Below are 24006 nucleotides of genomic sequence, written 5' to 3' on the forward strand. Positions count from 1 at the left end.
GCTTATCTTCCTCCTTCTTTCGCCCTTGACTTCTCCACCAGCGGAACCGTAAATGTCAGCGTCGTGCCTCTTCCGATCGACTCCAAGGCAAGGTCGCCATCGATTAGTTTTAGACGCTCCCGCATCCCACGCAAACCATTCCCGCCAACGCCGCCACCTATTTCAAGCGGACGCGGGGCTGCAGCTTCAGTGCTTCTGCTTACTCCGATTCCATCATCCGCGACAATCAGCCTCAGCTTGCCCGGCTCCCACTCCAGCCGAACGGTACAAACCCGTGCACGACTGTGCTTGACGATGTTGGTCACCGATTCCCGCAAGCACATGCCCAGAATGTTATCGAGCAGCGGCGAAGGCAGCTCCCGATCAAAGTCACTCCCGCCTCGCTCCAGCACGATCCCCGCCGCTGCCAAGATCCGCTTCGCCTCATCGACCTCGTCACGCAGCTTCACGGCGTTCATCCCCGACACCAGCTCCCGCACCTGACGAAGCGCCGCACGCGAGGTCGCCTGAATATCCCGCACCTCCTGCACCGCCCGCTCGGGCTGCTTAAGGATCAACTTCTCTGCGAGCTCACTCTTCAGCGTAATCAGCGAAAGGGTATGCCCTAGCGTATCATGCAAGTCCCGCGAAATACGCTGCCGTTCCTCATTCTTGGACAGCCGCGAGATTTCTTCGTTCGCAAGGTTCAGCTTCTTCCGCAGCTCCTTCGACCTCCGGCCAAACACCAAAGCAAACGGAATCACGATGATCACAATCATCGCCGGGAGAAACTGCAGCAGCGCATCTGTGTCGTTATACAGCTTCCAGTACCACATCGTAGAGGCAAACAAGGCTAGAAGTCCGCCAATCGCAACGGCCAGCTGCTTGCGGCTTGTCAGCATGCCGATCACCGGCGCTGGATAGAACGCCATATACAGCGAGCCTTCATCGCTGAAACAGAACAGACCTACGATAAAGAGCATCCCTAATATGCACAAGAGACGCCCCCGCTCGTAACAGTAGCTGTAGATGTAAATAGCAATAAATATAACGATGACCGTCAATCCCAGCGCGACCTTGGCCGGCGACTGATTGAATAAATGGAATAGCGGAAACACAAGATAAACTAACCATATCATGGCAAACAAGACAGGCGGACCTGCTTGGGGCCGCCTCATCAATTTGGACATGCAGTTACACCGCTTCCTGCTTTTTCATTATCCACGATGATATCACCATCAGAACGACTACGTAAATCGCCAGAATGCCGATTCCCGTCCAATCCAAGCCTTGGCCGCCGATAATGTTCCAAGCCCCTTGCCCGAGCCGGTAGGTTGGCGTAACTTCAGCTACCTTCTGCATCGTGGAAGACATCGTTTCAAACGGCATCCACAGACCGCCCACTACGGATAAACCCATATAAGCAACCGTGCTCAACACCTGTACGGCATCCGGATTGCGCATGGTGCCAAACAACGTGCCAAGCGTCATAAACGACAGCCCGCCAAGCCAAATCCATGCACCGCTGGCGATCCAGGTCGTAGCAGGCAAGTCGATCCCCTTAGCAACCCCGCCGATCAAGAACATCATAACAACGATGAAGAGATTAATAATGGCTTGCGATGCGATTTTCGATACGATATAGGCCCATGACGGGAGCGGCGTAATGCGCAGCATGCGAATCCATCCCTGCGAACGTTCACGCGCCAAACGGATGCTGTAGGTCGAGAAGCTGGCCCCGATAATGCCGTAACAGGTCATCGACATGAGGTAATAAGCGGACCAGTCCACGCCACCGACAACTTTATTGTCGCCAACGATGTTGGAGAACAGGAAGTAGAAGATAATCGGCATGACAATGGAGAAAATAAAAAACCGTTTGTTGCGGACCGTACGGAGCAGCTCCGCCTTACACTGGGCGAAGGTCGCCCTAACCATAGTTCCATTCATTATTATTCACTCCCACTAGTTTATCCTGATTGCTCAGGCGTTATTTTGTTAATTCGACTGCTGCACGAGCGCTTGGAACGCATCCTCGAGCCCGCCGGATTGAATTTCGATGTCGCGCATATCAAAACGTTTCTCAACTAACGCTATAATCAGTCGGTCCGTGTCGGAGCTGTACAGCTTCACTTTACGGCCGCTCCATTCCACATCCGTTACATCCGGCAGCGCTAGCAAAGCTTCGGTTGTTACACCGTCACCTGCGATGAACGAAATCACGCGACCTGTCGTCTCGGCTTTAATCTCGCTTGGCGTTCCATCGGCGATCAGCTTACCGTTATTAATCACGATAATGCGGTCGGCAACGCTGTCGGCTTCGTCCAGATAATGCGTCGTCAATACAATGGTCTTGCCCTTCCCTGCCATCGCTTTGACCGTATCCCAGAATAACTGGCGCGAAGTGACATCCATCCCTACCGTCGGTTCATCGAGAAAAATAACATCCGGATCGCCGGCAAGCGCAAGCGCAAAGCCAAGCCTTCTCTGCTGCCCGCCTGACAATGCGGTTGCAAATTTGTTTTTCTCTTCTTGCAGGTTGGATACCTTCAATAAGTAATCGAGCGGCAGCGGCTTCTTGTAGTAGCTGCGGAACAATTCAATGCTCTCGCCCACCTTCAGTCCATCGATCACGCTGACATCCTGCAGCATGGCACCGATCCGGTCCCGCACTTGCTGATCACGGGGATCGCCGCCAAGCAGCTTCACCGTGCCTTTCGTCGGCTTGTGCATGCCGAGTATCATCGATACGGTTGTTGTTTTGCCGGCGCCGTTCGGACCAAGCAATGCCACGACGGTTCCCTCCGCGATGGATAGCGTCAAATCGCTCACGGCCGTTTTGTCTTTATACACCTTACTGACACCGGTTAGCTGTATTGCAGCTTTCATTATCGTTCACTCCTCATATCGCTTTCTCTGATGTCTTTAGTGTACCTAATCGCTTGCATCTCCGACATACATGAATGTAATCTGTTTCGCATGACAAATGTCATATCGTTGCAGTTTCCAAAGAAAAGAAATGAATGGGACTTGATTTCCAATTGGGTTGTGTGTATAATCAGGAGTTGTATCAAGTGTAACCTCTGGTTTTTTCCTCGTATTCGTTGTGATTACCCTTCAAATCACCACACATTCAAATTCCTTTTATTCACGGCTGCTTTAAGGAACACGGATTCACACTGGCGCGGTCGAGGAACCGCAAGGACGTTAGAGAGGTTAGGGCTTTCGTTGCTTTCGTGCAAGTTTTTAATTGAAAGTAGGAAGACATTAGCGGTTACGCTTATCATATTTTGCGGCGCAAGTTACGACGCCTGCACATAGTGAAATACACAGAAGGAACGAATGACGCCGCATTTGGCGCGTTGTACGTCTCTTCAACCAAAAAGACCCTCGCTTCTATATGAAGCGGGGGTCGTCCAATTTCTAAGGCTATTTTAACGAATCGGGACCGGGTTCCCTTTCCTCTCCAAGCTAATCCACACAAGCCCCGCAACCATAAACACCGTACCGCCAAGCTGCAAACCGCTAATTTGCTCACTGAAGAAGAAATACCCTGCCGCAACCGCCGACGCCGGCACGACATAACGGAAGAAATTCGCCCGTGTTGCGCCGATCTTGAACATGCTTGCATTCCACACAACGAACGAGAATACCGTACAAATCAGTACATTATACGCAATTGCTACATACGAGCTTGACGTTAACGAGCTCCAATCCACCTTGCCCCACGAGCCTAACGTGAACGGGAACATGAAGAGCATGCCGAAGGTGATGTACCAGGTGCTGACGCGCAGCGCCGAATACGTCTTCATCAGCGGCATACATGCGAGGTTAAACAATGCACCGATGACGCTTACGCCAAGTGCCAGCATATTGCCGACCATTTTATCCGAGGAGAGGTCGAAGCCCTCCGAGCCGCCCAGAATAACTAAGCAAACCCCCGAAATAGCCGCCACACCGCCAACAATTAATCGAGCCGACATCCGCTCCCGCATAAACAACGGTCCAAGCAACGCTGCAAAAATCGGCCATGGTGCCACATTCAGCAGCGATGCGTTAGCGAGCGTGGTTAATTTGATCGAGTACATAACTGCGATCTCCAATGCGGTCACGCCGACCAAGCCGATTGCTGCCAGCTGTAACGCCACCTTGATTGGGACTCGAACACTGCCTTCCTTGAGGTAGAGCAACAGAAAGAAGAACGGCATGGAGATGGAGAAACGCAGAAAGGCGAAGAGAATCGGATCAAAGGTCTCCATCGCTTTGCGCGATACGCCAAAATTGGCCCCCCAAATCGCCGCAACGAGCACCAAGCCGAGGTAATACATCCATTTACGATCTTGCTTCATTCGTTAGCCTACGCCCCATTCCCGTAAGTTTCCATTGCCAACAGTTTGACGGATTTGCGCTTGAAATACAACAAAAAAAATCGGTACTCCGCATTTGGAGCACCGATCAACACTTGTTAATAAAACGGCTTCAACACCATGAAAATAAAGAGCAGCGTCCCCATCGCCGTAGCCCCGTAATAGAGCTTATTGGCTTGGTTCAGCAAACGAACCTGGTCGTCCGGAACCGATTGATCTGCGCTTAGCGACTTCGAATTCTCGATCGCCGCTCCTAGCTTCTTCGTCACGGGTGCGGCAAAGCCGATCACCAGCACTTGAATCGCGATATAGAGCACAAGCGAGCCTAGAATCCAGAAGCTGACGAACTCCCAACCATCCGCAAAAACGAGAATAAGACCGGTAATGACGGCGAGCGAGCCTCCAATCTTCGGAAACAGCTCTAGTTTACTGCCGAGCTTAAAAGCGGAGCGAAGCTCCCCGACACTGTCTTTCTTGCCGAACAAAGTGTGGATGAAGAACGTTGGGCCTACCCCAATGATGGCTGACATGACGTGGATGAGTACAAGCCATTTCATTGTTTTAACTCACCTCTCGCAATATTATTTGGTAAACCTGCCCTATGTATGGAACAAGATGTATATTAACACGCATGCACTTACAGCTATCTTACGTGCGGCTTACACTAAATAATTCCAATTTACTGACTGCCTTTGTCAGTCATGTACCGTATACTGGAGAGACTTTGACAAAGCATAGTAGATAGCAACGGGGAGGTAGATCCATTGAGTAAGCTCGACTTAACGAAAACAGACAAAGCCTATTACGGCGCACGTAAGAAGCCCGAACTGATTACATTGCCGGACCTGCCCTACTTGCGAATGACCGGTTCCGGCTCTCCTGAGAGTGATGCCTTTAAGGCAGCGATCGAAGCGATGTATACAGCGGCGTACAGCATTAAAGCGCTGTGCAAGCAAGCGGAACAGGACTTTACAGTCGCTAAGCTGGAGGGGCAATGGTGGGTGGAGGACATGAGTCTGGATCCGCTCGAAACGCCGCGCGAGCAGTGGCAGTGGACGCTGCTTATCCGTCAGCCGGATTATGTAACGGCAGCCATTGCCGAAGAAGGACTGCAGACCGCAATGAAGAAGAAGCCGCATATGCCGATGGGCAGCATCAGCTTCGGTACGCTCTCGGAAGGAACATGCGTGCAAATGCTGCATGTCGGGCCGTTCAGCACAGAGCCGGAAACACTTGCGATTATGTATGCGTACATAGAGCAGCAAGGACTTGCGATCAGCGGGAAGCATCATGAAATTTACTTATCTGACTTCCGGAAGACGCCGGAGGCGTCGCTACGGACGATTTTGCGATATCCGGTTTCTAAATAACGAAAAAAACGTTCCCTAGCCGTGATGTACGGTGAAGGAACGTTTTATTATAGTGCTGCATTCGTATTCGATTAGGATACCTTCATAATGCTGCTTAAGGGTAAATCACTGCTTGATCCCAAATTGCGGGCGGCAATTTGGAACAGCATATCCTGCGCCATCGCCTCCAGCGTGTAGCGCGGCTTGAAGCCCCACTCGTTCTCCGCCGCGGACGTATCAAGGGAGTTCGGCCAGCTCTGGGCGATTCCCTCTCTGACGGGATCAACTTGATACGAAAGCTTGAATGACGGCAGTTGTTTCCTGATTTCGGCAGCGAGCAGCTCCGGATCTATACTCATCGCAGAAACATTATAGGCGTTACGGTGGATCAGCTTTGCGGAATCGGCCTCCATCAGTTGGATGATCGAGTCGATGGCATCAGGCATGTACATCATGTCCATGAATGTTCCTTTATCAATATAAGAGCTGTATTCGCCGCAGCGGATCGCTTCGAAGAACATCGCTACCGCGTAATCGGTCGTCCCGCCGCCCGGCGGCGTCAGGTATGAGATCAGGCCAGGGAATCGCAATCCCCGCGTATCCACGCCGAATTTGCGATAATAATAGTCGCACAGCAGCTCGCCGGCTACTTTGTTAATGCCATACATGGTGATCGGACGCTGGATGGTCACTTGCGGTGTGAGATCTTTCGGCGAATCCGGTCCAAACACGCCGATCGAGCTTGGCGTGAAGAACTGGCATTTCAGCTCCCTAGCTACCTCAAGCGCATTCAAGAGTCCGCCCATGTTCAGCTCCCAGGCAAACAGCGGGTTTGCTTCAGCCGTCGCTGACAGAAGCGCGGCGAGGTGGATCACGGTGTCTACGTTATATTTTCGAGCTATATCGTAAAAGGCTTGGCGATTGTTCACATCGAGCAGTTCGAAAGGCCCCGCCGCTGATGCCGTGGTCGCACTGCTTGGTTTAATATCGGTCGCAATGACTTGATCTTCTCCATAACGGGCACGCAGCGCGGCGACAAGCTCACTGCCGATTTGGCCCGATGAACCGGTTACTAGTATCCTCTTCATATCCGTTTCGCCTCCTAATCCTAAAGTGAGCTAAACCTACACGCCGATTTGTTTCTTTACCTGCCCATAGATCGCAAGCGCTTGATCGAGCATTTCGGTCGTATGTGCTGCCGTTGGCATGTTGCGTACTCGGCCCGCGCCTTTCGGAACGGTCGGGAACACGATCGCTTTGGCATATACGCCGGCTTCAAACAGCGCTTTGCTGAACTGCTGGGTTTTCACTTCGTCTCCAATGATACAAGGAATGATCGGAGTTTCGGTGTGCCCGGTATCGAAGCCGAGCTGCTGCAGGCCATTGCGGAAATACGCGGCATTGCTCCACAGCTTCTCCTGCAACTCTGCGCTATCTGATAAGATATCCAGCGCGGCGCTGCATGCAGCAGCAATTGCAGGCGGTGTTGCGGTTGAGAACAGGAACGGACGGCTTCTTACTTTCAGCCACTCGATCAGCTCACGTTTGCCGGCCACGTATCCGCCAACGACACCGATCGCTTTGGACAACGTACCGATTTGGAAATCAACCCGATCGGACAAACCGAAATGTTTTACCGTGCCTGCCCCTTTGCCAAGTACGCCTGAACCATGAGCATCATCGACATAGGTAATGAGGTCATAGCGTTCTGCAATGTCCACGATTTCCGGAAGCTTCGCAATATCTCCATCCATCGAGAATACGCCGTCCGTGATGACCATGATTTTGTTATATTGACCGGATTCCCGAGCTTCCTTCGCCTGTTTCTCCAGATCTTCCATATCGGAGTGTTTAAATCGAATGACCTTTGCCTTGGTCAACCGGCAGCCATCAATAATAGAAGCATGGTTGAGCTCATCAGAAAGAATCGCATCCCCCGCCTCCATGACGGCTGAAATCGCTGCCATATTACAGTTGAATCCGGATTGGTACGCTATAGCGGCCTCCGTTTGCTTGAAACGCGCTAGTTTCGTCTCTAATTCTTCGTGAATCTCCATCGTTCCGTTGATCGTACGCACGGCACCTGCGCCTACGCCGTATTTGCGAAGGGCAAGTTCTGCCGCTTGAATAAGCCTTTCATCGCCTGCCAGCCCTAAGTAGTTGTTGGAGGAAAGATTGATCAGTTCCCGGTTGTTAATATGAATAAGCGGACCATTGCCGCCTTGTAGGACGTTAATCTCGTTAAATAAGCCGTTCTTCTTCATTTCTTCCAAGTTACGCTGCAAATAAACGGTCAATGATGAACTTGACATAGTCGGCATCCCCATCTCAATTGGTTTAAACATCCATGTGCTTATATTATACATATGTATGTTATGACGCACAATAGTTTTGTATGCTATAGCGCACAGAACGTTTTCGACTTTTAAGCACGATTGGGCTACAATAGGCTAAATAGGAGAGCGAAGCAGGAGGCTTTTTATGGAACAGATTCATATCAAACTGGGGCGGAATTTGAAATTGATCCGTCAAACGAGAGGGCTCAGCCTGGACAAGGTTGCCGAGCTGACCGGTGTCAGCAAAGCGATGCTCGGTCAGATTGAACGCGGGGAGACGAGCCCGACCATCTCGATTATTTGGAAGATCGCCAATGGACTTCGGCTTTCTTTTACGACATTAATTGAAGAGCCTCCTTCTGAGGTTGCGGTCATTACGAAGGAAGACTTGGACCCGCTGCTCGAAGCAGACGGACACTATCGCGTCTATCCGATGTTTCCGTTCGAGCCGACGAAGAAATTCGAGGTCTACTCCGTCGAAATGGATGCCGGATGCACGCATGAATCCGAGGCGCACAGCCCCGGCGTGGAAGAATATATTCTCGTCTCTACCGGGACGCTGATCATCGAGATTCAGAACACTTCCTACACGGTAGGCGCGGGCAGCGCAGTTCGCTATGCAGCGGATCAGCCGCATTTGTACCATAACCCCGGTGAAGAAATCGTGCGTTATGATGCAATCATTTACTATCCTTAATTAAAGATGCTGATGAGGAAGCTGAAAAAGAAAGGGCGATTAACGCTATGAATCATCGTATTGAGCAGTTGGTTACTTATATGGAGCAGCACGCGATTGACGCCGTACTTATCACCATGCCGAAGCATGTTTATTATTTGACCGGTTTTGCAACCGACCCCCATGAGCGGTTCCTCGGGCTGTTGATTCCTCTGCAGGCTGAGCCGCTGTTGATCGTGCCCGCACTTGATCTTGAAGCGGCGCAGGCCGCATCGACTGTGACAAACATCCATACGCATACAGACACCGACAATCCATATGAGGTGTTAACTAAGCTTATGCCCGCAGGCGTCCAGTCGCTTGGGCTCGAGAAGGACTATATGACGGTCAGCCGTTTCGAGGCGATCAGCCGAGCGGTAGGCGCAAGCGTGTATGCGGATATCGACGAGCCGCTGCGCGAAATGCGCGTCATTAAGACGCCGGATGAGGTCGTGCGCATGAAGCATGCCGTCCGCATTATCGAGGACGTGCTGCGCGCCGGAATCGCGCAAGTGAAGCCGGGCGTTAGCGAAATCGAGCTCGTGGCCGAGCTTGAGTATCAGATGAAGAAGCTCGGTGCGAGCGGTCCTTCCTTCTCCACGATGGTGCTGGCCGGCGAGAACTCTGCGCTGCCGCACGGTGTACCCGGCTCGCGTGCGGTGCGCGAGGGCGAGCTGTTGTTGTTTGATCTTGGCGTCTATGCGGATGGGTATGCATCGGATATTACGCGGACGTTCGCGGTTGGCGACATCTCGGAGGAGCAAACGAAGATCTATAACACGGTGCTGGCGGCGAACCTTCGTGGCATTGAAGCCACTCGCCCAGGTGCTACGCTGGCGAGCCTCGACCGCGCGGCCCGCGAGCACATTGAGTCGGCCGGCTACGGGCCGTACTTCATGCACCGGCTAGGCCATGGGCTTGGGATGGACGTGCACGAGTATCCATCCGTGCATGGGCAGAACCAAGACGTGCTGCGCAGCGGCATGGTCTTCACGATCGAGCCGGGCATCTACGTGCCCGGCGTCGGCGGCGTCCGCATCGAGGACGACGTCCTCGTGACCGATGGCGGCGCCCTGGTGCTGACGACGTTCCCGAAGGAACTTACGGTGATTGGGTAGGATTGGTTGGTTTAAGGCTGAGAGTTTGATTTTCCGACTCTCGGCCTTTTTTTGTGGTGGTTTTGGCGGTGAGAGGCGGGTTTTCCCACTCTCAGCTTCCCGTGAGGGTTCGGATTGGTTAGTTTGAAGGCTGAGAGTTCGATTTTGCGACTCTCAGTCTTTTTCTAGGTGGTTTTGGCGGTGAGAGTCCGGTTTTCGCACTCTCAGCTCCCCTGCAGAGTTCAAATTGGTTAGTTTTGAAGGCTGAGAGTTCGATTTAGAGACTCTCAGCCTTAATTCGAGGCGGTTTGGGTGCTGAGAGTCTTGTTTTCGCACTCTCAGCTCTCAAGCAGGGTTTGGATAGCCACTACGATTCCGCATCCACATTAATAAGGGGCATCGCCCATTCGATCCAGGACAGCTCTTCCTTCAGCAGCCCCACCTTGCGGCGGTACAGTAGATAGCGGCCGAATTGTTTAGATGTAGAATCCTTTACGATCGCAGGGTCAGCTTCCATGATCTCGAGTTCCGCCTCCACTCGCTGCAATCGCTCCATGAGCGCCGCTGTCCGTTCTCGGAACAGACGGAGTGCTATTCCGGGCTCCACCAGTCCGATCGCATAGACTTTAAGCAGAAACTCGTCGCGCTCGATGCTCTCCCCGGCCGGTGCGTCGTCGATCCAGCTCCGCAGTGCTGCAGCTCCGGCCTCCGTAACCGTGTACAGCTTCTTGTCCGGCTTCCCCGTCTGCCCGATTAATTCGCAGGTCACCAGCTGCTCCTGCTCCAGCATGGCGAGCAGCGGATAGATCTGGCTGTGCTTGGCTTGCCAGAACAATTTGAGCAGTTTTGTCAGCTCATACCCCGTACAAGGCTTGCGTACCAGCATGCCGAGAAGTCCGTATGACAATGTATTCATGAATCCTTTTCCCCCTTAGTGCACTCTATATGTGAAAAGAGTACCATAACTGCCTCCGAAACGCATGCTAAGCCACATCGTCATTGCCATGAGTGCGCTTTCTTGCTAAGATGAGAGCAGGCTTTCGATTCCATTCTAAGCATGTATCCGTTACACGATGATAACTGGCTTTAGCATTCTCCGGAATGAATCGTGCTGCACCACCCAAGGACGGCAACGCCGGTTTACCTTGGTCCGCTCGGTACGGAGCAGCGAACCTGCCACCGATTTTGCGGATAAAAGAGGGGTTATTATGAATCAAACGGAAGCGGAATTCAGCAATCTGGTCAAATCGTTCCGCAAACGGCATATGGGCAAAGGGCCGAGCCGAATCACGACGACCTTCTGCAAGCACTGGGCGATTTGCGAGATGGACGGCAATCTGTCCCCAATCGAGAAATTTATCGCGTCAGCGAGCGACGGCAAACAGATGCTGCGCGAAGCGCGAACGCAGTGGGTAAAGGACATTTACCGCAACCATCCTCCTACCGAGATGGAGCAGCTGCTTGGCGCACGATTCCTGGAATTATATGTAGATATCGATATTGACAAAGATTTCGGCATGTCCGTGTTTGTGTTCGATCAAGACATCGAGCGCAAATTCGGCGGCAGCCGTTAACGATACGTGTTGGCACTTCGCAGCGAACCTGCAAGAGACTAACCGCGAAGAGACGATTTTTCTTGGAAAAGAAAATATCGGGCTCTGCGCGGTTTTTTTTATGCCCCGCCAAATAAGAAGGAGGCCACCTCTAATGGGTAAAACCAAACATACCGGGCCAATCAAGCTCCCGAGCAAACCCGATCCGAAGCTATGGGTAAGCAAAGTCCCGTTCGGCCTCGGCAAAGTGAAGCCGAAGCATATTCGCGACACGATCAAAGTGATGGCCGACAACCGAGATAATCTGCCGTATGCGATGCGGATCTTGACGCAAGGCGTGTGCGATGGCTGCGCGCTGGGCGTTTCCGGTCTCTATGATCAGACGCTGGCAGGCCCGCATGTGTGCACGACCAGACTCAACCTGCTGCGGCTCAACACGATGCCGGCGATCAAGCCAAATGTGCTCCATGCCGACATTGACGAGCTGCGCAAAATGGACAGCACCGAGCTGCGCAAGCTAGGCCGGCTGCCCTATCCGCTCATCAGACGTAAAGGCGAGCGCAAGTTCAGCCGCCTGTCCTGGGATGCCGCGCTCGACATGATCGCGGAGCGCATCCGCCAAATTGATCCGAAGCAATTGGCGTTTTATTTAACGGCGCGCGGCATTACGAACGAGTCTTACTACGCCGCAGCCAAGGTCGCCCGCTTCTTGGGAACGAACAACATCGACAATGCCTCGCGTATCTGCCACTCCCCTTCCAAGACGGCACTTAAACGTTCCGTCGGCATAGGGGCCTCAAGCTGCAACTACAAGGATTGGATCGGCACCGATGTGCTAGTGTTCTGGGGCAGCGTGGCCGCTAACAATCAGCCGGTATCGACCAAATATATGTACGCGGCCAAACGCAAAGGGACGAAGATTATCGTCATTAATCCTTATCGCGAGCCGGCCATGGACGGGTACTGGGTCCCTTCCATCGCAGAGTCTGCGCTGTTCGGCACCAAGCTCGCCGACGATTTCTATCAAGTGAACATTGGCGGCGATATCGCCTTCATGCACGGCATAATGAAACATTGGTTCGCCATGGAGATGGAGAAGCCCGGCTCTGCCATCGACCGCAAATTCGTCCGCGAGCATGTGAACGGCTACGAAGAGCTGCGGCAGCACGTCAAGAGCCAAGACTGGGCACAGCTGGAGCGTTCCTCCGGTATCCCGCGGCAGCGGATGGAGGAATTCGCAGAGCTGCTTGCTGCCTCGAAGTCCGGCGTATTCGTCTGGAGCATGGGACTGACGCAGCACCGCTTCGGCACGGACAACATTTCGCAAGTGGCCAATCTTGCGCTGCTGCGCGGTTTTCTGGGCCGCGAATACTGCGGCTTGATGCCGATCCGCGGACACAGCGGCGTACAAGGCTCGGGTGAGATGGGTGCCGATCCCTTCAGCTTGCCGGGCGGCGAGTTTAAAGGGCAGGACATCCCGCGCATCGAGGAGGTCTGGGGCTTCAAGCTGCCAACGTGGCAAGGCGATATCGTCGGTGTCACGCTGGAGAATGCGCTGCTTCCCGAGGATCATGAGCGGAAGCTGAAGCTGTTCTATACGTCCGGCGGTAACTTCCTGGAGACGATGCCGGAGCCGGATTTTGTCCGCGAATGTTTGGAGTCGATCCAAATCCGCGTCCATCAGGATATCGTGCTCAACACCTCCACGCTCGCTGATGCGAAGGAAGCCGTCATCGTCCTTCCGGCGATGACACGCTACGAGCAGCCCGGAGGCGGCACCTCTACTTCAACGGAGCGGATGGTGTATTTCTCGCCGGAGATCGCCGGTCCCCGCATCGAGGAAGCCCGCACGGAGTGGCAGATCTATTGCGATCTGGCTGCGCGCGTAGATCCGGAGCGCGCCGCGCTTGTGCATTTCAAGGACGCGCATGCCTTGCGCGGAGAAATCGCCAAAGCCTCCCCGAATTACGACGGTGTCCAGCATCTGAAGAACAAGGGCGATGTGTTCCAGTGGGGCGGGGCTTGGCTGTGCGAGGACGGTGTCTGCCCGACGAAGGATGGCCGCGGACAGCTTATCCCGGTTGAATTGCCGGAGCTGCGCAAGCCGGAGGGGCATTTCTATATCACGTCGCGCCGCGGTAAACAATTCAACTCCATGATCTATAGCAACAAAGATCCGTTCAACGCGGCAGATCGGTACGACGTCCTGGTGAGCAAGAGCGATGCGGCGAAACATGGCATTACGGAAGGCGAGGCTGTCGTCCTCTATAACAGCAGCGGCAGCTTCCATGGCAGAGCGAAGTTCGCCGATATTGCCTCCGGCAATCTGGAGCTGTACTGGCCGGAGTGCAACGCGCTGCTGCCGAAGAAAGTGTATGAACCTTTTGCCGGGATACCGGAGTACAATACAGCAGTCGTGATGGAACGGGCGGAAACGTATCATGCGCTGAAGGATACGAGATATGTGGAGAAACGCATCGCGGAGCTGGATCAGGAAATAGCGGACGAGGAGTAGCCGCGAGCCGGAACAACCAACAGGGAGGAATGAAAAATGCTGCCGAGCATCACAGCCAAATGGCGCATTCGCAAGTACAGCGGCGGTGCAGCCTCCCTGCAGGAGGACGACATCGCAACGGAGTACCCGCTGACGGTGCGCCTGGATGGCGAGGAATTCGCCACCATCGTCTGTTCGCCAACGGATTTGGAGGAAATGATTATCGGCTTCTTGGCCTCTGAGGGCGTCATCAGGCAGGCGGCCGAGATCGAATCGCTTCGTATCGACGAGGAACGCGGCTTCGTCTACGTCGAGCTCTTCAACAAACACTCGACAAGCAAAGATGCGGTTTCCAAACGCTTCATCGGCTCGTGCTGCGGGAAGAGCCGCCAGTTTTATTTTCATAATGACGCCCGTACTGCACGTACGTCGATGAGCCGCATGACGATCTCTCCCGCACAGTGCAGCGCACTTATTCGTTTATTGCAAAATAGCTCCGGCGAGTTCAAGCTCACCGGCGGCGTGCACAATGCAGCACTCTGCACCGCCACGGAGCTGCTTGCCGTACGAACCGACATCGGCCGCCACAATGCGCTCGATAAGCTGTTCGGCTATTCGCTGCAACAGCGCGTTCCGATCGCCGATAAAATCATCGCCTTCAGCGGTCGCCTCTCTTCCGAGGTCGTCCTGAAGGCGGCCAAAATCGGCGTCGGCATTCTGCTCTCGAAGTCAGCACCGACCGACCTCGCGCTCAAGCTCGCGGAGGACCTGGGCATTACATGTGTCGGCTTCATCCGAGGCAATGAAATGAATGTGTATACCCATGGTCATCGGATCGCGGATGAACAAAACGAAAGCGAGGAGCGCTAATGCGTCCCTCGCTTTTTTGCAGCATGATTAGTGATGAACCGGCGTCTTCGTCTTCGTCTTCGCCTGCTCCAGCAGCTTCTTAATATGCGCCTCAAACTTCATCGGTTTGGTCGTCGGCGAGTAACGCTTCACGACGCGCCCTTGCGCATCCACCAGAAACTTCGTGAAATTCCACTTGATCCCCGAGCCGAACAATCCGGATGCCTCACTCTTCAGATACTTATATAACGGGTCGGCGTTTGGCCCGTTCACGTCGATTTTGCCAAGCAGCGGGAACGTTACGCCAAAATTAATATGGCAGGTCTCTTCCATGTCGCTGTTCTTCACGGGCTCTTGATTCTGGAACTGGTTGCACGGGAAACCAAGCACGGTAAGTCCCGCATCCTTATACGTTTCGTGCAGCCGCTGCAGCTCTTTGAACTGAGGCGCCAGCCCGCATTTGGTCGCTGTATTTACGATAAGCAGCACTTGGCCGCGGTAATCGGACAACGATTTCTCCTCGCCTCTGACCGTTTGCACTTTAAAGTCGTACACGTTCATGCCACGTCACCTCATTTATATTTTATACAATATTATTGTAAACAATTTATATGCGTTTGAACAGCATCTTTTCGAATGATGATTAATATTGCACAAATCGTTCTTAACTCTGCATATCCTCATCAAACTTTCAAATCCATACAATGAAAGCAGAGCACGAACCCATTGAAGGAGGCGTCACCCTTGGTTGCCATGAGACAGCAGATCTTGTTTCTGAATTTGACTACGCCGGATTTAAAATCCCCTACGATCGCCTGGTCCCTGTACGACGGCGCAGCGCCTGCGGATGCACTGCCCATGAACACCGGCGACTCCAACGAGCCGCCATACAAATCCGTTCTCCATGCCATGAGAGATGGCTGGAATGTCATCCAGGTCCCTTCGCTGCCGCACTATCCCGCAGGACAGGAACATGATACCGGCCATCTGCCTTACGAATATGTACTTGAGAGGAAGGTGCCCGTACATGAGTAGCTTGAACATGACGCCGGCAGATCCGAAACATCTGCTCACTGCTGCGCAAATGGCTAAGTTCGTCACGGACGGATTTCTGCTGCTGGATGCCTTCATCCCTCAGCACCTGAACGAGCTGGTTTATAAGGAGCAAATTCAGCACAGCCAGGGCCATATGTTCTGGAAGGAATCCAAGCATATCCGCAGCGTATTCGAATTGCCTGAGGTACAGGGCATTATTCAAAGCTTGGTCGGGCTCGAGCCTGTATACGACCATTCTTTTCAGCATATCGTTCCTGCGAACTACCCGATCGCGCAGGATTGGCACGGCGATTCCATCATTGATGTCCGGCCGTATGCCTTCGATATCCAGCTGTTCTACTTCTCGCACGACGCTCCGCCGGAGATGGGACCGACCCTTATTCTGCCGGGCTCCCATTTGCGCAAGATCAACACCTTCAGTCTCGCAAGGTACAAAAATATTACCGGTCAACGGCAGCTCGCAGGCAAAGCCGGCTCGCTCGCCATTCTCCATCATGGCATCTGGCACTGCGCGCAGCCGAACTATACGGACAAGACCCGCTACGTCTTCAAGCTCCGCTTGCGTCCGGGCCAGGAGCAGCGCGGTCTGTTCAATCTCGAAGGCTACCGCGATCCGGAAGTCGCCCGTATTATCCAGCAGGGCTACCAGCGCTGGCAGGGCAACGAAGACCGCCTCGATCATATGCAGCGGGCGAAATTGTGGCGTTATGTAACCGGCGACGACGATGTCGATGTGTCCTTCGAAGGTGCGCTGACTCGGATGGGCATCTAACGGCTAGCGACTAACGTTTGGCGTTCAGCAAAGTAACATCCAGCATTAGCTTTCAGCTAGGTTGTTCTCCCAATAACGAAGCCCTCTGCTTCCGCTAATCCGCGAAAGAGAGGGCTTTTTATCATGGGATCGCTTCTTGCGGGGCAAGACTCTTCGTTCTTCTCCGATAAACGACTGGCTGCTCGCCTGTTAGCTCCCTGAAAAGTCTGCTGAACTGCGACGTCGTAGAGAAGCCGCAATCCATCGCAATGGCAGCCAGCTTCTTATCGGTATTGGCGAGCTCCAGCTTCGCTTGATTGACACGCCGCTGGATCAAATACTGGACCGGCGAGAGACCTGTGCTGCGCTTGAACAGATGCCTGAAATAATCGTAGCTGTAGCCGGTGATTTGCGCCAATTGCGGCATATTCAGCTTCTGGCTGTAATTCTCATCGATATACAGCCTCGCGTGCAGCAGCTTCTCGCTATCCGGCAGCGCGGATACTCTTTTTCCCGTACGCTCCAATTCAATTACAACAAGCTGTGTGAGGACATCCAGTTTGACGCTGAACAGCGGCTTCTTCTCCAGCATTTCGTGCTTCATCTGCAGCAGCAGCGTTAATAAGGTCTGGTTCGCATCATCCATGTAAATGCCATTGGCAAGCGGAATCGGATAATCGTCGTACGTAAACCCGATAAAAATCACTTCCGTCTCCGTATCATGACGCTCGTCATGCAGATGATCCGGCCTCGTTAACGTAATCGTATTCGCGCTGTAGGGGTACCATTCCCCGTTCAAATTCATCATACCGGTGCCGCTTACATAATAAACGAGCTCATAGCAGTTATGCTTATGCAAGTCCACGTAGGTGTCCGGCTTATGTGTGAAATAAAACAAAAAATCGAACTGACACTGCATGCTCGGCCCGCCTCTCCAAATAACCGAATCGTGCTAGAAAAGAACCGTTTGATTGTCGCTGTCCCCCGCGTCTTCGTTTACATTTATTGTATTCGAAGCTCATTATACAACCACTTAGTAGTATTGAGAAGGAGTGCAGCGGACATGAGTGCATGGCGTGACGGACTTACCGAAGATGAGGTGCGGCAATATTGGGAGGATGGGTTTCTCGTGTATGACGATGCGCTTACGGCCGAGGAGGTCGAGCTCTACCGGACGATTTGCGCAAGCGATGCCGTTGTATCCCATCGCTCGCAAGCGACGTATAAGCAAGAAACGGTTCATCTGCTTGGTTTAACGACAATGCATCCGGCGCTGCTGGATTTGGCAAGACATCCTGCTATCGTATCCAAAATCATTCCGCTCCTCGGGCCGGACATTCAAATTCAGCATTCGAAGCTGGCTACGAAACCGCCGGCCAAGGGACTTGGCGAATTCCCGTGGCATCAGGATTTTGCCTTCTACCCGCATACCAACACGGATTTGCTGTCGGTCATGATCATGCTGGACGACGCGACGCCGGAGAATGGATGCATGCAAATGGTCAAGGGAAGCCACAAGCTAGGGCTGCTTGATCACTCGATGGACGGTTATTTTGTCGCAGGCTGCCAGGAGCCGCAGTATTGGGAGGATGCAGCGGATCAGACCGTGCAAATTACGCCAAAAGCAGGAGGAATCAGCATTCACCATTGCTTGACGCTGCACGGCTCCCCTGTCAATCTATCCGGAAATGAACGCAGAGGCATCGTGATTTCGTACCGGGCCGATGATGCCTATCAGCTCGCGGATAATTTGTTCAACGACACGGGCATTATGGTCTGCGGTGAGCGCAAGGAGTTAGTACGGTGCGAGTCTGCGACTTATCGTTTGCCGAAGCGCCATCAGCCGCTCTCGAAGTCCGGAACCTATCGACCGTTCGGAACCGCTTGGAATCAGGTCGGCAGCGAAGTGACCGATTATTCCTAGCAACAATAAGCCCTCCACAGTCGCCAAACGGCGATCGTAGAGGGCTTTTAACGCTCCGTTACTGCTGAGGTGACTGCTCACGCATTACTTTGCGGTAGTCGCTGGGGCTGACGCCGGTGTGCTGCTTGAACATTTTGGAGAATTGATATAACGAGCTGCCTATCCGCTCTGCCGCTTCGGAAACGGACATGTCGGTCGACTGCATCCACTGCTTCGCTTTCTCCATCCGCCGCTGGTTCAAATACTGAATCGGCGAGCAGCCGGTTACCGACTTAAACACGCGAATGAAGTAATTCGGGTGAAAATGGACAAGCTCCGCCAGCCGATCCAGCCTCACGTCATCGGCCAAATGATGATCCAAATAAGCCAGCACCTGGCTAACCTTATCCAGCGACCCGCCAGCCTCGGATTGGCGCAGACGCGCTTCGCCTCCCTGCTCCAGAAACTCGCACAGCAGCTCCTGCAGCAGCAGCTTCGCCCGAAGCATGGAGGTCAGCCCATTCTCCCGGTAGTGGCGCACAAGCTCGCCGAACCGCTCCGACGTCGCCGCCTGATCCGGAACATCGACGCAGCTTGGCGCCTCCAATAGTTGAAAGAGCTCCTGCTCCCCCGCTTTTGCATTGAAGTGGCAGAAGAATTTGCTGAACACCCGCTCCTCCAGTGTACGCACCGACAGCATCGTTCCGGCAGGCAGAATGACAAGCTGTCCGCGCTTCGGATACAGCTCCTCATCGCCAATTCGAACATGCCCTCCGTCCCCCAGAAAATAATAGAGCCGATTGAAATCCGACAACACATCCATATGGTACCAGCTTGAGGTGCAAGTGAAGAATGCCGCCTCCGATATATGCATATGCAGGTTCGAAATATAGCTGCCCAGCGCTTCTCTTTGCAAGCTTAACAAACCCCGCTCCCGTTCCTACGTGTATTTAGCTCATCCTCCTAATCTACTACAATTTAGGAAAAATTGAATAGGCAACTTGCTAGAGTCGTGCTAGAATTTTATACGATACAGTTTGTATATATAAGTTTGCGAAGGAGAGACGCTATTTGTCATTAAAAAGACTGATCAAAACGACCTCAGTCAGCTTATGCTCAACACTTCTCGCCACCCTACTCTTGCAGCAAGTCGCATCCGCACAATCTTTAACGACCTCAACGATTAGTCCGAATCTCATCCACTTCAACAGCCAGTCAAGCAGCCTGCCCGCCTCCCTCTCACCTAAGTCATCTGCCCGCAAACCTGCCTTTATCTCACCTCATTTGCATACCGGATCATCCGCAGTCACTCGCGTCATCGTTCAACTTAGCAGCCAACCCATAGCTGCAGGTCAATTCGCTGCAAAATCAGGCATCAGCTCGCTTGCAGCCGAATCGTCGGAGAGCTCGCTTCGAACGGAACAAACCGGTTTTATCAACACAGCGCTTACTAAAGGCATCAATCTCAAGGTTAACTACCGCTTCAATACGGTATTGAACGGTCTCGAGGTGTCCGTGCCTGCTAATCAAATACCACAGCTAGCCAAGCTGCCGGGCGTGCTTTCCATTTACGAGAACCGTACCTATACGAGCATTCCGGTGACGGAGCCCACAGCGGCTGAAGAAGATACGCCTTACGACATCAACCCGATCCATCAGATCGGCGCTGATGCCGCTTGGGCAAAAGGCCTTACCGGTAAGGGACTCAAAGTCGGCGTTATCGACACCGGTGTTGATTATTTGCATCCGGATTTAGCCGGTGCCTATAAAGGCGGTTATGACTCCGCCAACGCAGACAATGATCCTTACGAAGACTACGGTTTAGCTTCATCAGAGCATGGGACGCATGTATCCGGCACCATTGTCGGTAGAGCGGCCAATCCTACCTCAAGTGTTGTACAGAAGGGGATCGCGTACGAATCTGATCTGTATGTCTATAAAGTATTGTCGGCCGATGCCAGCGGCAATGCCACAGGTACAACAGCAACCGTCATCGACGGCATCGAGCATGCTGTTAAGGACGGTATGGACGTTATTAATTTGTCTCTCGGCGCTGACGGAGACTTGGATCCAAACTCGCCGGATGCCATTGCCGTTAATAATGCCGTTCTCTCCGGCATTGTAGTCGTTATCGCAAACGGTAACGCCGGTGATGGTTATCCCTACTATTACACGATGGGAACGCCGGCCTCCTCACAGCTTGGCATTTCTGTAGGTGCTGCGGACAGTCCGGGAAGCCGTTTTGCAGCTGACGCTGTAAGCTCGCTAAGCAGCACATCCTATGAGCTTCATGCCATGGGCTGGCGGACGGCCGAGGAGAATTTTGAAGAAACGCTTGGCCCGGCACCACTAAATGCAGTGTATGTCGGCCTTGGTGCTGAGGCTGATTATACGAACTTGGATGTAACCGGAAAAGTAGTTGTGATTTCCCGAGGCACGCTCGCGTTCGTTGACAAAATCGCAATTGCCAAGAGCCACGGCGCCAAAGCAGCCGTTATCTTCAACGGCAATGCCAAGGCGGGTAACCCTGCTGAGGCTGACCTCTCGGCCTCCCTTACAGGTCGTGACGGCTTCATCGGAGAGAATGGTTTCCTTGGAGACAGTTTCGATTTCATCCCGACCTATGACATGTCCGGTGTGGAAGGCCGTGCTTTTGCAAACGCCATCTTAGCTAATCCTGGCACGGCTCTTACACTGACGTTCAGCGGCTTCGAAAGCGCTATGGCCAGCGGCGACCATATGGTTGCTTTTAGCTCCAGAGGACCAAACTCGGACGGCATTTACGGGATTAAACCGGATTTTGCCGCACCGGGCTACAGTATTATGTCCACATGGCCGAAGTATGCCAAATATGACCCGGAAGCTACCTATGAGGAAGCTTACAACCGTATCTCCGGAACGAGCATGGCAACGCCTCATGTTGCCGGTCTATCCTTGCTGCTGCTGCAAGAGCATCCGGATTGGAGTCCTTTCGATATACGCGCTGCATTAGCGAATACGTCGGACACGCTTTACGATCAGGATGGCGTGCAATATGACGTATACACGCAAGGCGCGGGCCGCGTTAATGTCGCGAATGCGATTGAGACGCCTGCTTTGCTGCAGACGATTGACGAACTGACGATCTATGACAAGAACCTTAAGCCGGTCCAAGTGACTAACTATGGCGACTCTGCTAGCTTCGGTTTAATGCACGCTGGCGATCAAGCCGCGACTGAACAGTTGCAGCTGAAGAACACTTCTGATGCCGACGTGTCTTACCATGCTTCGATTGTTTTGCATAAAGACCTGTATTCGTATCTCGATACGCCTGACCCGAGTGCTCTTGACGTTCAACTAACAGGATTGACTGACGGGGTGATAACGGCTTCCGCTCAAGCAGCGGCACCATTTGCACTTACGCTTGCACCTCATGCGGATGCTGCGGAAGGGATTTATGAAGGCGAAGTGGTGCTTGAGAGCGCCGGGCTGCCTGAACTGCATCTTCCTTTTGCGGTTCATGTCGGGGAGCAAACACCGGATAATGGTTATGGCGTACAGGATGTCGAGCTGTCGCCTAAAGTCATTTCCCCTCCTTTCGAAGGAATTGATGGTGTGCCGGAGTCGATGAAACTAAGCTTTGACTTACGCGCTCCTGATGCTTACGGAATCGATGTCCGCGTGTACAATTTGGAAGATCAATTCATCGGCTACCTTATGCTTTATACCAACACCGACGAGGCTGGAAATCTGGTTCCTCTACAACCGGATATCTACGAGATTACGGATTTGACTACAACCTACTTGGCCGTCGATGAAGAAGGCAATATTAAGTTCGATGATCAGGATGAACCGGTCTTGGGTGAGCTTGCTGACGGTACTTATCGTTTAGAAATAGCTGCCCCGGTACTCGGGGAAGATGGCAAACCGCTCGTGGATGAGAACAATATAGGGTACGCCTACTCTACACTCGCCACCTTCTCTGTTCACTCCTACGGCGCACTGGTTCAGGCGGCGGCGAATGCTGTTGCAGAAGATCGCTCCTATACGACCGTCCTTAATCAACCCGTTCTGTCCTTTCGGGCAACGGATGGGATCTCCTATCAGGTTACAACTAGCAGTGTACCTGATCTGATTGACAACGCGGGTATTCTTAGAGCATTCCCGAACGCCACCACAAAAGTAGATCTTACCGTAACCATTGCTTCTTCCGTTTCACCGGAAGTCAAAACAACCCTCGTTAAATCGGTCGATCTTACGGCAGTCAGTTACGGCGGTGGGTTCATTCCTAGTTCCCCGGCGATCGCTAATGATAGCCCAACGATCGCGAAGCTGCTGGAGCAAGGACAGCACGCTTCCTTCCTCAACTCCTCTACTTCAACAACTGGAACAACGTTGAAAGTAACCATTTCGGATGATGAGCTGAAGAAAGCGTTGCAGGAAGCCTCCCCTGCACCTGCTGCATTCGTCCTGAAAGTGAACGCCGACGAGAAGCAGCAGGCGGCGCTGGAGCTGACACCTGCACAATTGAAGCTGCTAGCTGGCGCAACTGCTGGCAGCACCGTTATTTTGACAACAGGTTCATCGTCGATCTCACTTCCGGTGTCCCTGTTCGCGAATCTTCCTGCTGATGCATCCGTTCGCGTGACAATTGCAGCAGACGGAGCCGCTGCGGATACATTCAAGACGGAATACCCTGGTGCCGTTATTATTGGAACACCGATTTCCTTCGAAGTGGATACCTTGACGGATAAAGGAGCAACTCCACTTCCGGTACCGATTACGACGCTAATTAAGCGCACCTTCACTGTGAAAGGCAATAGTGATGTGGATAGACTCGGCGTATTATTCGAGGAGAACGGCAGCTACTTCTCTGCTCCGGCCGCCTCTGAAACTCACGCGGATGGTACCATTACGGTTGTAGTGAGCCGCCCAGGTCTTTCTACTTACGCCGCGGCTTACCGGAATACGGCCTTTACGGATATTAAGTTCTCATGGGCCAAGTCGGCTATTCAAGCACTTTCGGATACGTTCCTGCTCAACGGCGTAACTTCTACAACCTTCGCGCCAAAACAGCAAGTCACGCGTGCCGAATTCGCTGTCATGCTTGCTCGTGCACTTGGCCTGCAATCGTCGGACGCGAAGTCCACCTTTGCCGACGTGCCTCAGGATGCTTGGTATGCAAATGGAGTCGCCGCAGCCGTGGAAGCCGGACTAGTGAAAGGCGACGATAAAGGCTTATTCAAGCCAAATGCTCCAATCAGCAGACAGGATCTATCGGTCATCCTGGCTCGCGCGCTGAAACTGCTTCAAGTACCTGCTTCAACGCTTCCGCCGCATACGGCGTATCACGATGAAGCCGATATCGCTTCGTATGCAGCGGATAGCATTGCACTCGTGACAAACAGCGGCCTGATGAAGGGCATCGACCTGAATGGCGAAGCGAACTTCCAGCCAACGGTTCCTGTCACTCGCGAAACAGCGGCAAGTGTGATTTATAACCTGCTGCGTGAGGCGAAGCTAATCAATTAATGAGTGGTGAGAAAGCCGTAACCCCCGCAGCGCGGGAGTTACGGCT

At 53.0% G+C, this 24006-nt stretch carries 21 protein-coding genes; 10 read left to right on the forward strand and 11 right to left on the reverse strand.

Annotation, left to right across the window (positions count from 1 at the left end):
* Positions 1 to 2: 2 nt before the first annotated feature.
* The 5 genes from AC6ESO_RS16765 to AC6ESO_RS16785 form a co-directional block, all read right to left on the reverse strand.
* On the reverse strand, positions 3 to 1169 hold the full coding sequence (locus AC6ESO_RS16765) for an ATP-binding protein (protein ID WP_497092346.1): 1167 nt from the start codon (positions 1167 to 1169) through the stop codon (positions 3 to 5).
* Positions 1170 to 1173: 4 nt separating this feature from the next.
* Positions 1174 to 1929 (reverse strand): ABC transporter permease, encoded by a 756-nt coding sequence (locus AC6ESO_RS16770; RefSeq protein WP_497092347.1) that lies wholly within the window; start codon positions 1927 to 1929, stop codon positions 1174 to 1176.
* Positions 1930 to 1977: 48 nt separating this feature from the next.
* The gene (locus AC6ESO_RS16775; protein ID WP_497092348.1) at positions 1978 to 2868 is read right to left on the reverse strand and encodes an ABC transporter ATP-binding protein; all 891 of its coding nucleotides are present in this window, start codon (positions 2866 to 2868) and stop codon (positions 1978 to 1980) included.
* A 545-nt stretch (positions 2869 to 3413) separates the two neighbouring features.
* Positions 3414 to 4328 (reverse strand): DMT family transporter, encoded by a 915-nt coding sequence (locus tag AC6ESO_RS16780; RefSeq protein WP_497092349.1) that lies wholly within the window; start codon positions 4326 to 4328, stop codon positions 3414 to 3416.
* A 116-nt stretch (positions 4329 to 4444) separates the two neighbouring features.
* Entirely contained in the window at positions 4445 to 4903 is a 459-nt protein-coding gene (locus AC6ESO_RS16785; protein WP_497092350.1) for a DUF2269 family protein, read from the reverse strand.
* A 207-nt stretch (positions 4904 to 5110) separates the two neighbouring features.
* Here AC6ESO_RS16785 and AC6ESO_RS16790 point away from each other — a divergent pair, with 207 nt between their 5' ends.
* Positions 5111 to 5716, forward strand: coding sequence for a GyrI-like domain-containing protein (locus AC6ESO_RS16790; RefSeq protein ID WP_497092351.1), 606 nt, complete (start codon positions 5111 to 5113; stop codon positions 5714 to 5716).
* A 71-nt stretch (positions 5717 to 5787) separates the two neighbouring features.
* On the opposite strand, the gene AC6ESO_RS16795 is transcribed toward AC6ESO_RS16790, so the two are convergent.
* Both AC6ESO_RS16795 and AC6ESO_RS16800 read right to left on the reverse strand, forming a co-directional pair.
* The gene (locus AC6ESO_RS16795) at positions 5788 to 6783 is read right to left on the reverse strand and encodes an NAD-dependent epimerase/dehydratase family protein (protein ID WP_497092352.1); all 996 of its coding nucleotides are present in this window, start codon (positions 6781 to 6783) and stop codon (positions 5788 to 5790) included.
* A 36-nt stretch (positions 6784 to 6819) separates the two neighbouring features.
* Positions 6820 to 8007, reverse strand: coding sequence for a glycine C-acetyltransferase (locus AC6ESO_RS16800; RefSeq protein ID WP_497092353.1), 1188 nt, complete (start codon positions 8005 to 8007; stop codon positions 6820 to 6822).
* Between the two features lie 169 nt (positions 8008 to 8176).
* Between AC6ESO_RS16800 and AC6ESO_RS16805 the strand changes: the two genes are divergently transcribed.
* Together AC6ESO_RS16805 and AC6ESO_RS16810 are read left to right on the forward strand one after the other, a co-directional pair.
* A complete protein-coding gene (locus AC6ESO_RS16805; RefSeq protein ID WP_494821242.1) occupies positions 8177 to 8728 on the forward strand; it encodes a helix-turn-helix domain-containing protein in 552 nt (183 codons plus the stop codon).
* A 47-nt stretch (positions 8729 to 8775) separates the two neighbouring features.
* Positions 8776 to 9864, forward strand: a complete 1089-nt coding sequence (locus tag AC6ESO_RS16810) for a M24 family metallopeptidase (protein WP_497092354.1) — start codon at positions 8776 to 8778, stop codon at positions 9862 to 9864.
* Positions 9865 to 10210: 346 nt separating this feature from the next.
* Here AC6ESO_RS16810 and AC6ESO_RS16815 read toward each other — a convergent pair whose 3' ends face one another.
* On the reverse strand, positions 10211 to 10759 hold the full coding sequence (locus AC6ESO_RS16815; protein WP_497092355.1) for a PadR family transcriptional regulator: 549 nt from the start codon (positions 10757 to 10759) through the stop codon (positions 10211 to 10213).
* A 292-nt stretch (positions 10760 to 11051) separates the two neighbouring features.
* On the opposite strand from AC6ESO_RS16815, the gene AC6ESO_RS16820 reads away from it, so the two are divergent.
* The 3 genes from AC6ESO_RS16820 to fdhD all read left to right on the forward strand — a co-directional run bounded on the left by AC6ESO_RS16820 (position 11052) and on the right by fdhD (position 14760).
* Positions 11052 to 11417: a Na-translocating system protein MpsC family protein gene (locus AC6ESO_RS16820; RefSeq protein WP_497092356.1), complete on the forward strand. Its 366-nt coding sequence runs from the start codon at positions 11052 to 11054 to the stop codon at positions 11415 to 11417.
* Positions 11418 to 11550: 133 nt separating this feature from the next.
* Positions 11551 to 13911 carry an FdhF/YdeP family oxidoreductase gene (locus AC6ESO_RS16825; protein WP_497092357.1) on the forward strand — a complete coding sequence of 787 codons (2361 nt, stop codon included), beginning with the start codon at positions 11551 to 11553 and terminating at the stop codon, positions 13909 to 13911.
* 36 nt (positions 13912 to 13947) lie between these two features.
* Positions 13948 to 14760 (forward strand): formate dehydrogenase accessory sulfurtransferase FdhD, encoded by an 813-nt coding sequence (gene fdhD / locus AC6ESO_RS16830; RefSeq protein ID WP_497092358.1) that lies wholly within the window; start codon positions 13948 to 13950, stop codon positions 14758 to 14760.
* 27 nt (positions 14761 to 14787) lie between these two features.
* Here the strand turns inward: fdhD and AC6ESO_RS16835 are convergent, their stop codons facing one another.
* Entirely contained in the window at positions 14788 to 15300 is a 513-nt protein-coding gene (locus AC6ESO_RS16835) for a glutathione peroxidase (protein ID WP_497092359.1), read from the reverse strand.
* Positions 15301 to 15483: 183 nt separating this feature from the next.
* Here AC6ESO_RS16835 and AC6ESO_RS16840 point away from each other — a divergent pair, with 183 nt between their 5' ends.
* Entirely contained in the window at positions 15484 to 15774 is a 291-nt protein-coding gene (locus tag AC6ESO_RS16840) for a hypothetical protein (protein WP_497092360.1), read from the forward strand.
* Complete coding sequence (locus AC6ESO_RS16845; RefSeq protein ID WP_497092361.1) at positions 15767 to 16567, forward strand: phytanoyl-CoA dioxygenase family protein; 801 nt, start codon at positions 15767 to 15769, stop codon at positions 16565 to 16567. The genes AC6ESO_RS16840 and AC6ESO_RS16845 overlap by 8 nt, the downstream gene beginning before the upstream one ends.
* A 121-nt stretch (positions 16568 to 16688) precedes the next feature.
* Here the strand turns inward: AC6ESO_RS16845 and AC6ESO_RS16850 are convergent, their stop codons facing one another.
* Positions 16689 to 17465, reverse strand: a complete 777-nt coding sequence (locus AC6ESO_RS16850; protein ID WP_497092362.1) for a helix-turn-helix transcriptional regulator — start codon at positions 17463 to 17465, stop codon at positions 16689 to 16691.
* Between the two features lie 144 nt (positions 17466 to 17609).
* Here AC6ESO_RS16850 and AC6ESO_RS16855 point away from each other — a divergent pair, with 144 nt between their 5' ends.
* Complete coding sequence (locus tag AC6ESO_RS16855) at positions 17610 to 18470, forward strand: phytanoyl-CoA dioxygenase family protein (protein ID WP_497092363.1); 861 nt, start codon at positions 17610 to 17612, stop codon at positions 18468 to 18470.
* A gap of 58 nt (positions 18471 to 18528) precedes the next feature.
* Here AC6ESO_RS16855 and AC6ESO_RS16860 read toward each other — a convergent pair whose 3' ends face one another.
* Positions 18529 to 19374 carry a helix-turn-helix transcriptional regulator gene (locus AC6ESO_RS16860; RefSeq protein WP_497092364.1) on the reverse strand — a complete coding sequence of 282 codons (846 nt, stop codon included), beginning with the start codon at positions 19372 to 19374 and terminating at the stop codon, positions 18529 to 18531.
* A gap of 146 nt (positions 19375 to 19520) precedes the next feature.
* Between AC6ESO_RS16860 and AC6ESO_RS16865 the strand changes: the two genes are divergently transcribed.
* The gene (locus AC6ESO_RS16865) at positions 19521 to 23960 is read left to right on the forward strand and encodes a S8 family serine peptidase (RefSeq protein ID WP_497092365.1); all 4440 of its coding nucleotides are present in this window, start codon (positions 19521 to 19523) and stop codon (positions 23958 to 23960) included.
* Positions 23961 to 24006 lie beyond the last annotated feature (46 nt).

Source organism: Paenibacillus rhizoryzae, assembly GCF_059686995.1.